Annotated in this window: 7 protein-coding genes; 4 read left to right on the forward strand and 3 right to left on the reverse strand. The window is 67.8% G+C overall.

Features of this window, described 5'->3' with window-relative positions; translation table 11 throughout:
* The first annotated feature begins 45 nt into the window (after positions 1-45).
* Complete coding sequence (queG, locus tag ACX938_RS11610) at positions 46-1,086, forward strand: tRNA epoxyqueuosine(34) reductase QueG (protein ID WP_459431170.1); 1,041 nt, start codon at positions 46-48, stop codon at positions 1,084-1,086.
* A 198-nt stretch (positions 1,087-1,284) separates the two neighbouring features.
* Here the strand turns inward: queG and ACX938_RS11615 are convergent, their stop codons facing one another.
* A complete protein-coding gene (locus tag ACX938_RS11615) occupies positions 1,285-1,773 on the reverse strand; it encodes a hypothetical protein (RefSeq protein ID WP_459431171.1) in 489 nt (162 codons plus the stop codon).
* Positions 1,774-2,081: 308 nt separating this feature from the next.
* Between ACX938_RS11615 and msrB the strand changes: the two genes are divergently transcribed.
* The 3 genes from msrB to radC all read left to right on the forward strand — a co-directional run bounded on the left by msrB (position 2,082) and on the right by radC (position 3,981).
* The gene (gene msrB, locus ACX938_RS11620) at positions 2,082-2,531 is read left to right on the forward strand and encodes a peptide-methionine (R)-S-oxide reductase MsrB (protein ID WP_459431172.1); all 450 of its coding nucleotides are present in this window, start codon (positions 2,082-2,084) and stop codon (positions 2,529-2,531) included.
* Positions 2,528-3,040 (forward strand): peptide-methionine (S)-S-oxide reductase MsrA, encoded by a 513-nt coding sequence (gene msrA / locus ACX938_RS11625; protein ID WP_232753888.1) that lies wholly within the window; start codon positions 2,528-2,530, stop codon positions 3,038-3,040. The genes msrB and msrA overlap by 4 nt, the downstream gene beginning before the upstream one ends.
* Positions 3,041-3,231: 191 nt before the next feature.
* Complete coding sequence (radC, locus tag ACX938_RS11630) at positions 3,232-3,981, forward strand: RadC family protein (protein ID WP_459431173.1); 750 nt, start codon at positions 3,232-3,234, stop codon at positions 3,979-3,981.
* On the opposite strand, the gene ACX938_RS11635 is transcribed toward radC, so the two are convergent.
* Positions 3,978-5,510 (reverse strand): phosphate ABC transporter substrate-binding/OmpA family protein, encoded by a 1,533-nt coding sequence (locus ACX938_RS11635; protein ID WP_459431174.1) that lies wholly within the window; start codon positions 5,508-5,510, stop codon positions 3,978-3,980. The two genes, radC and ACX938_RS11635, sit on opposite strands and share 4 nt — an antisense overlap.
* A 133-nt stretch (positions 5,511-5,643) precedes the next feature.
* Entirely contained in the window at positions 5,644-6,918 is a 1,275-nt protein-coding gene (locus ACX938_RS11640) for a hypothetical protein (RefSeq protein WP_459431175.1), read from the reverse strand.
* Positions 6,919-7,265: the final 347 nt, after the last annotated feature.

Below are 7,265 nucleotides of genomic sequence, written 5' to 3' on the forward strand. Positions count from 1 at the left end.
AGTGGATCGCCCCGAGCGCCTGCCCGATCACGCCGAGGGGACCACATGGATCTGACGACCCGCCTCAAGGAAGAGGCCCGCGCGCAGGGCTTCACACTTTGCCGGATCTGCGGACCCGACGACATTCCAGAGGTGCCCGAACGCCTGCGCGCCTTTCTCGCAGCAGGGCGGCATGGCCAGATGTCCTGGCTCGAGGATCGTGCCACCTGGCGCGGGGACCCGCGCGTCCTCTGGCCCGAGGCAAAATCCATCATCATGTTGGGCGAGAGCTACACGCCCGGGCATGACCCGCTGGAGGTGCTGGGCCAACCCGACCGTGCGGCGATCTCGGTCTATGCACAGAATCGAGACTACCATGATGTTGTTAAGAAACGGTTGAAGCGCCTGGGCCGTTGGTTGATCGAGGCCGCCGAGGGCGCGCCCGAGATCAAGGTCTTCGTTGACACCGCCCCGGTCGCGGAAAAGCCCCTGGGCCAGGCGGCTGGCCTCGGCTGGCAGGGCAAGCATACCAACCTGGTCAGCCGCGAGATGGGCTCCTGGTTCTTCATCGGCGCGCTCTTCACCACGCTCGATCTGGACCGCGACGCGCCCGAGAGCGATCACTGCGGCAGTTGCCGCGCTTGCCTCGACGTCTGCCCGACCGATGCCTTCCCGGCACCCTACCAGCTCGACGCGCGGCGCTGCATTTCCTACCTCACCATCGAGCACAAGGGCCCGGTCGACGAGGGGCTGCGCCCCGGCCTCGGCAACCGGATCTACGGCTGCGACGACTGCCTTGCGGTCTGCCCCTGGAACAAGTTTGCCGCCGAGGCCCAGGAGGCCAAATACCAGGCCCGCGACGACCTTCTGGCGCCGCCCTTGGCCGAGCTCGCACTGCTCGACGACGCCGGATTCCGCGCGCGGTTTTCCGGCTCGCCCATCAAGCGGATCGGCCGCGACCGCTTCGTGCGGAACGTGGCCTATGCCATCGGGAATTCCGGCGATGCGGGGCTGCGGGAAGTGGCGCGCGCCTTGACGGCGGACGACGACCCCACGGTGCGCGATGCGGCGCGCTGGGCCTTGGCGCGGTTGCCGGAAGAGTGGTGAGCCTACGGGGGTAGCGTGAATAGGCGGCCTGGTCACCAATTTGCGGCTCGCGTCGAGCTGCCGGGGAATACAAGGCAGACAGCGCGCGCAGCCCCTATGAATTCATTGCGACTTTACGACTGACTTGATGCCCGTCCCGACCAAATGGGCCTTCGGTGTCCGGCCCCCGCGCGGGGAAGTCGCGGGGGCCGGTGGGCGTCAGGCGCGGTCGTCGATCAGCAGCTCCACGGTGCCGGCGCTGCCCGCGAAGACGCCGATCACGTCCTCCGGGGCGTAGCCTTCGGCCTCCAGAGCGTCGCTGAGCGCGGCATTGGCGGCCACGGCATCCTGGATCTCGGTCAGCTCGCCCTCGGCATCAGCCAGCGCGAGGTCGAGGCGCTCCGCCTCGCCCGGGGCCGCGTCCGGAAAGTCGGAGATCGCCATGGTTTCGATCGCCGCGTCGGAGGGCAGGTCGGAGACCTCGGCCATGGGCGGCAGCCCGTCCTCATAGGCCGTCACCAGCGCGTCCAGTGTCTCGGGCGCGCCGCCAGCCGCGCGCGGGGCCTCCATGCCGAGCGGGCTCGTTTGGCTGCTGTCCTCGGGCGCGGACAGGCTGCTGTCGGGCGCGGTCTGGGCCTGCACCCCGGCGGCAAGCGCGGTGGAGGCAAGAAGGGCGGTGACGCCCAGGGTCTTGCTGTGGATGGTCATAGCAATACTCCTTTGCTCTGCTCGGCCCCGTTGCCGAGGATCGGCGCCGGGGCTGGGCAAGACATGGGCGCTTGGCTGGGGCCTGTCGCCACCTCGCTTGGCGACGTCGAATTTTGAGCGCTGGCCCGCCCGCGGTGTGGGTTTGGGCGGTGCGACTCCTTGCCGGTTCCCGGGCTTGCCGCGTCGATGGCGCCCGGTCGCCGAGAGGTTTGGCATCTCGCGGCGGGTTGGCGCCGAAAATCCCCCCGTTGCGTTCGCGCTGCAGGGCCCCATCTTGAACCCAAAGGATCACTGACCAAGAGGGGCCCATGGCCGACTACCGCAAAGACCCCGACATCGTCGCGGCGCTCGAGCCCGAGAGCTACCGTGTCACCCAGGAAAACGGCACCGAGCGGCCGGGCACGGGCCGCTATCTGCAGAACAAGGAACCGGGCATCTACGTGGACATCGTTTCCGGCGAACCTCTTTTTGCCTCCTCTTCCAAGTATGACTCGGGCTGCGGTTGGCCCAGCTTCGTGAAACCGATCGAGCCTGCGAATATCGCCGAGCTACGCGACACCACCCACGGCATGATCCGGACCGAGGTTCGGTCCAAGCACGGCGATAGCCATCTGGGCCATGTGTTCCCGGACGGTCCGGCCGACCGAGGCGGGCTGCGCTACTGCATCAATTCGGCGGCCTTGCGGTTCGTGCATCGCGACGACATGGAGGCCGAGGGCTACGGCCGATATCTTGACCAGGTGGAGGAAAGAGCATGAGCGAACATCAACGCGCGGTCTTGGCCGGAGGCTGCTTCTGGGGCATGCAGGATCTCATCCGCAAGCTCGACGGTGTCGAGGGCACTCGGGTCGGCTACACCGGCGGCGACGTCCCAAACGCGACTTACCGCAATCACGGCACCCATGCCGAGGGCATCGAGATCATCTTCGACCCGGCGCGCATCTCCTACCGGCGGCTTCTGGAGGTCTTCTTCCAGATCCACGATCCGACCACGCTCAATCGTCAGGGCAATGACATCGGTCTCTCCTATCGATCGGCGATCTACTATGTCGATGAGGCGCAGAAACAGACGGCGCTCGACACGATCGCGGATGTCGAGGCGTCCGGCCTCTGGCCGGGCAAGGTGGTCACCGAGGTCGAACCTGTCGGCGACTTCTGGGAAGCCGAGCCGGAGCACCAGGATTACCTGGAGCGGATCCCGAACGGCTACACCTGCCACTTCCCGCGTCCCGACTGGGTTCTGCCGCGGCGCGACGCGGCGGAGTGACCCGAGCTTTCCCCGCGGCCTGGTCAGGGCCGCGGGGGCGCGTTTTGGGGAAACGAGCGCTTGGGGGACCCTGAATGCCGGGTCTGCCGGTAGAATTCCCCGAAAGGTGTGAAGAAAGGGTTAAGACGCTGAAAAAATATTCTGCAGCGCCGTTAATCCCGCTTTAACTCGCGGCGCGGCAGCCTGCGGGCATGTTCATACGCGGATTTTCAGAAGCGCAGGGCCAGCTGTTCGACACCCCGCCGCGGGATGCGGGCGGCCCCGTCCTGCCTTCATACCTGCGCGACCACCGGCAACGGTTGCGCGACCGCTTCCTCACGGGCGGGGCCGAGGCGGTGCCGGATTACGAGCTTCTTGAGCTGGTTCTATTCAGGACGATTCCGCGCCGGGACGTGAAACCTCTTGCGCGCCGCCTGATCGAGACGTTCGGGGACTACGGTCAGGTGCTGGCCGCCCCCGCGACCCGCCTGGCCGAGGTCGAGGGTGTCGGCCCGGCCGTAATCTGCGAGCTCAAGGTCATCGAGGCCGCGGCGCAGCGCCTGGCCCGCGCGCGCGTGATCAACCGGCCCGTGGTCTCGAGCTGGCAGGCGCTCCTGGACTACTGCCGGACTGCGCTCGCCAACCGCGAGATCGAGGAGTTTCGCCTGCTGTTCCTCGATCGCAAGAACGTGCTGATCGCCGACGAAGCCCAGGCGCGCGGTACGGTCGATCATGTGCCGGTCTACCCGCGTGAGGTGATCAAACGCGCGCTCGAGCTGAACGCCTCGGCCCTGATTCTTGTGCACAACCATCCATCCGGCGACGCCGCGCCGTCCGAGGCCGACATCGCGATGACACAGCAGGTTGCCGCGGCGGCCGAGGTCATGGGCGTGGTCCTGCATGACCACCTGGTGATCGGCAAGAAGGGCGCGCTCAGCTTCCGCGCTGAGGGGCTGATCTAATGCAGCCAGACCTCGACCCGCCGATTCGCACCGCGACCCCATTGGGTGTCGTCGCAGGCCATGGGCATGGCCTCGCCGAAGCCTTCGGTGCCGATTTCGATCCGGTCCAGGTCGGCGGCTTCCGCCTCGGCCAGCACCGCGTCGCGGACCGCCTCGGCGCGCTTGCGCGCGATGGCAAGATTGGCGGCGGCCGGGCCGGCGCCATCGGAAAAGCCCGCAAAAAGCAGCCGGCGGTTGTCGTAGATCCCAGCCTCGATGTCGGCAGCGAGGCTTTGCACATTGGCGCGGCTTTGCGCGTCGAGCCGCGCAGACCCCGGCTCAAACCGGAAGGATGTGGTCAACCGATTGAGCGGCGCAAGTTCCGTCTGAAGCCGTTTCAAGGCGGAAAGGCCTTCGGGCCCCTCGGCCACAGCTATGGCATTGGCGAGACGCGCGCCCTGGTCCGAGATCGGCACTTCCTCGGGGGCCTGGTCGGTAAATCCGACCCGCCGGATCACGTTCTGGGCCGGGGCCGAGGCTGTATAGGCGATGAAATCCCGCCCGATCTTGGGCAGGCGTCGGGCCGGCAGATACAGGAACAATGGCGCGGTCAGGGGCCAATCCTCGGTCTTGATGGTGCGCCGGCCGGCGTCGAGGGTGAAGCCGCAAGGGCCGGTCAGGGCGAGGCGCTTGGCGAGACCCGTCTCGGAATGGCTGGCGATGCCGAGACCGAAGAGATCGACGGCCAGGGCGGCGGCCAGCGCGTCTTGGCTCTCGTGGCGGATGACCGCGCCGTCGGAAGCCTCGGGCAGAGGGCGACCAAGGCGCGCCTCGATCGATTGGGCCAGACCCGATCGGGGCGCGGGCAGATGCAGCACCACCGGGGCATCCGGCCCGCCAAGTGCCGTCCAATTGGCGATCTTGCTGGACAGGACCGCGCTCAGACCCGACAGGGAAATCTGATCGACCGGGTTGCCCGGCGCGACCACGGGCACCATGGCGTCGAGCGCAAGCACGCGGGACCATTTCGCCTGGGTCAGGTCGCCCAGGCCTGCCTCGCGCGCCTGGGCCGCTTCGCGCGGGGTGATCTCGCGCAGCGCCATGACCATGTCGGCCTCATCCGCCAGAAGATCCGCGAAGCCCTCGTCCGTGTAGGTGCTGTAGATGCGGAAACGCGCGGCGGGGGCGCCACTGGTCTCGTCGATGAGGCGGTAGAGGGTCACCCGGGGCCCCAGGGCGGCGCGCTCGGTGCGGTAGCCTTCGCGCAGGGCGAATCCTTCGATCAGGGCGGGCAGCAACACGCGGCCGATGGTGGCGGAGCCGGAGAAGCGCAGTTCAGCGACGAAGTTCGTGAGGGACGGGCAGGCGACCCCGTCGCAGGAGACGCCGGAGGCATCGACGGTCAACTCGCCGTATTCCGAGCGGATCCGGTAGTATTCGCCGTCAAAGCCCAGAAGCGTGCCGGAAAGCGAGACGCCGCCGTCCTGCGAGCGCAGGGTGACATCCTCGGCGCTGGCATGTGGCACCGCCAGCAGCAGGGCCGCGGCCATCAGTGCGGCGCGAGCGGCGCATCGGGCGGCAAGTCTGCGGATGAGAAAAATGGTGCCCCCCAAGGTCGCCAGGATTTGCCCGCGCGACTTTTCCCGGAGGGCAGCGGAATTTCAATAGGTGTCGGTGGCGGGATTAGCGGGCCGCGACCTCGATGTCGCGGACCAGCGCGTCGAGCACCAGGAAATCGCCGACGGCATCGCAGGCCGGCACGGACAGCCGCAGGTCACGGACCGAGAGCTCCGCCCCGCCGCGGCGCTCCAGGGTCTGGGCTTCGACGTCGGCGCTGCAGTTGTCGGCGGTGACCTCGGCTTCGACGGAAATGGCCACATCTGCGGGCTCGCGCACCATACCGGCGGGGAAGGAGTAGATCTCGGCGAGAAGCGGCTCGGGGGCTCCCGCATCGCCGAGCCGGACGAGGAAACCGCCTTCGCCGCGGGCGGCAGTGGCGACCTCGCCAGGGGCGCCGCTCCAGATGTGACCGGGGGCGAAGTATTCGGCGCCGCCTTCACGGGCGTGCAAGCCGAGACCGGCATCGCCGCGCCACTGCAGGGCGACGCGGTCGTAGAAGCTCAAGGAGGAGACTTCGGCCTGCGCGACTGCGCCGGCACCGCCCGCGAAGGAGAAGATGAAGACCGCGGTCTCGGACAGCGCGGGCACGTCGAGCGACAGGCTGCCGTCGGGCTTTGTGGTGGCGGTGAACATGAGGCCGCTGTGGTGCAGGGTGACGCGCTCTGCGCCGTGACAGGGAGCTTCGAGTGTGAGGGAGACCATGGCAGCGGCGCTGGTCTCGGCGTGGGCCTGAATGGCGCATTCGGCGCTATCCTTGGTGCTGCCCTCGGTCGCGGAGGCGGCGCCGATGGTGGCGCGTTGCTCGGAGCCGAGAGTGGGCGTCGAGGCGCTGTCGCGGGGCAGGAGGCGGCCTTCGAAGTTGGGCTGCGCGTTGGAGGCGAGTGTGGTCTCGCCGGCTGCGGTCTCGCTTGTGGCGGTGGGGTCTGGCTGGGCGCCTGTGGCGGTGAAGCCCGCGTTGGCGCCGGTTGCGGCGGGGTCGCCGAGAGCAACGAGCGTGTCGGGGGATGCCTTGAGTGTGTCCTGGGATGCTTGAAGCGGGCCGCCTGACGCGTTGACCCCACGGTCGGATGCCGCGAGCGAGTTGCCGGGCGCGGGGGGGGCCACGAGCGAGGCCCCTGCAGTTCCGCCGCCGCCAGCGCCGGTGAGCAGCGAGGAGCCGGCTGTGCCGAACCCGGTCGCGGAGGCGCCGGCGGGTGCGGCGGTCTCGGTGATGCCGCTGACCGCGATGGGGTCGGAGGAGGTGCCGAGGCCGGGAAGGCCGAACTGCATCACGTAGCCGATGGCGAAGGCCGAGGCGACAGTGCCGGCTGCGAGCGCATAGGTTTTGGAAAGGGCCATGGAAGCCTCCGTCACGCGGGTTGTGTCAGGCAAAATCCTGGCGGGCAAAGGTGTCAACCTTGGGGCGCAGGCTGGGTGAGGCTTGGGCGTTTCCGGGGCGGTGACAATGATGTGGAGATTGGAAACGATAGCGGGGAGGAATATTTGTTTGAGACTTTATTGGTCTGTAGACCCGGCAAAGCGTGGGATGGGCAGGCGGCTGGGTGATGACCTGCTCCCCTGAAAAATCCGCGGTTTGAAGTTAGCCTGTTCTCCAAACGAGGAGACAGACGATGCGGAAAAGCCGTTTCAGCGAAGAGCAGATCATTGGCATCCTGAAGGAGCACCAGGCCGGCATAGGGGCCAAG

Source organism: Roseivivax sp. (genome assembly GCF_054552075.1).

Excerpts from the sequence above, each read along its gene's own strand:
- ACX938_RS11635 (WP_459431174.1), bottom strand. The coding sequence starts at position 5,510 with ATGGCCGCGGCCCTGCTGCTGGCGGTGCCACATGCCAGCGCCGAGGAT.
- ACX938_RS11640 (WP_459431175.1), bottom strand. The coding sequence starts at position 6,918 with ATGGCCCTTTCCAAAACCTATGCGCTCGCAGCCGGCACTGTCGCCTCG.
- msrA (WP_232753888.1), top strand. The coding sequence starts at position 2,528 with ATGAGCGAACATCAACGCGCGGTCTTGGCCGGAGGCTGCTTCTGGGGC.
- radC (WP_459431173.1), top strand. The coding sequence starts at position 3,232 with ATGTTCATACGCGGATTTTCAGAAGCGCAGGGCCAGCTGTTCGACACC.
- queG (WP_459431170.1), top strand. The coding sequence starts at position 46 with ATGGATCTGACGACCCGCCTCAAGGAAGAGGCCCGCGCGCAGGGCTTC.
- ACX938_RS11615 (WP_459431171.1), bottom strand. The coding sequence starts at position 1,773 with ATGACCATCCACAGCAAGACCCTGGGCGTCACCGCCCTTCTTGCCTCC.
- msrB (WP_459431172.1), top strand. The coding sequence starts at position 2,082 with ATGGCCGACTACCGCAAAGACCCCGACATCGTCGCGGCGCTCGAGCCC.